Source organism: Pseudomonas sp. K5002 (genome assembly GCF_013386655.1).
Classification (GTDB): domain Bacteria; phylum Pseudomonadota; class Gammaproteobacteria; order Pseudomonadales; family Pseudomonadaceae; genus Aquipseudomonas.
This window is the reverse complement of the sequence record NZ_JACARK010001141.1, coordinates 1-777: the sequence shown is the minus strand read 5'-3', so window position 1 is coordinate 777 and position 777 is coordinate 1. Positions and strand designations below refer to the sequence as shown.

Below are 777 nucleotides of genomic sequence, written 5' to 3'. Positions count from 1 at the left end.
GCGCCCTTGAGGCCCCGCTCGAATCACTGAAAATCCCCTGGACCGTCGGCCTGCGCACCGGCGACACCACCAGCAGCGAACGCGCCCGCCAAACCCGCCGTCTGCCCACCACCCTGATCACCACCCCGGAAAGCCTCACGCTGATGCTCGCCCGCGCCGACAGCCAGGCCAGCCTGTCGCACCTGCGCATGGTGGTAGTGGACGAATGGCACGAACTGATCGGCAACAAACGCGGCGTGCAATTGCAACTGGCCCTCGCCCGCCTGCGGCAATGGCACCCCGAGCTGATTGTGTGGGGCATTTCCGCAACCCTGGGTAATCAGGCCCACGCGTTGGAGGTGTTGATCCCACAAGGCGGCGGGATCAACGTCCAAGGCCAAACCACCAAACAGTTGCGAGTAGACACCCTGTTGCCACCGGTTATCGAGCGCTTTCCGTGGGCCGGCCATATCGGCCTGAAAATGCTCCCGCAAGTGGTGGCCGAAGTCGATGCCAGCAGCAGTTGCCTGGTGTTTACCAACACACGGGCACAATCGGAAATCTGGTACCAGGCCCTGCTCGACGCGCGCCCCGACTGGGCCGGAGTGATTGCCCTGCACCACGGCTCGCTGTCCCGGGAAACCCGGGACTGGGTGGAGCGAGCCCTGAAGGAGGGGCAACTGAAGGCCGTGGTGTGTACGTCGAGCCTGGACCTGGGGGTAGATTTCCTGCCGGTGGAACGGGTACTGCAGATTGGCTCGGCCAAGGGCGTAGCCCGGCTGATGCAGCGCGCAGGGC

Annotated in this window: 1 protein-coding gene; it reads left to right on the top strand. The window is 64.9% G+C overall.

Annotated elements, in window-relative coordinates; translation table 11 throughout:
* Positions 1–777: DEAD/DEAH box helicase (locus HX846_RS34150; RefSeq protein WP_178967144.1), on the top strand; the 777-nt coding region annotated here is incomplete at both ends.